1 protein-coding gene is annotated in these 486 nt (G+C 66.5%); it reads left to right on the top strand.

Going from position 1 to position 486, the window contains the following annotated elements; genetic code table 11:
* Positions 1 to 486, top strand: a 486-nt coding sequence (locus DEQ92_RS22230; RefSeq protein ID WP_115821795.1) for a PAS domain-containing protein, incomplete at both ends; no start/stop codon positions are given.

The following is a 486-nucleotide window of genomic DNA, read 5'->3' as shown; positions in this document are numbered from 1 at the left end:
TTCGTCGACGAGAAGTGGCGTGCCGCACTCGACGGTGCAGCGTACGACATCGAACACCGAATCGTGACGGACTGCGGAGAGACGCGCTGGGTCCGCCAGCGGGCCGAGGTCGAGTACGACGACGGCGAGCCACTCGAAGCGCTCGGCATCGTCCAAGACATCACCGAGCGCAAGACCCGCGAACAGGAGATCAAGAAGGCGAAAACGCAACTGGAGGCCGCAATCGACACCGGAGCCGTCGGCACCTGGGAGTGGGACGTCGATGCCGACGAACTCGTCGTCGACGCTCGATTCGCGCGGCTGTTCGGCGTCCCGCCAGATGCCGCAGACGACGGCCTCCCACTCGAAGCCTACGTCTCCGCGGTCGCCGACGTTGACCGAGAGCGGATCGAGCGTGCGGCCGAGACAGCCTTGGATGCCTGCGGCGAGTTCCAGGAGGAATTCCGCGTTCACGACCCCGACGGGGAACGTCGGTGGGTGCTCGCG

It is taken from the genome of Haloferax sp. Atlit-6N, assembly GCF_003383195.1.
Taxonomy (GTDB): Archaea; Halobacteriota; Halobacteria; order Halobacteriales; family Haloferacaceae; genus Haloferax; species Haloferax gibbonsii.
The sequence above is the reverse complement of the archived record's forward strand: the minus strand, read 5'-3'. Positions and strand labels throughout refer to the sequence as shown.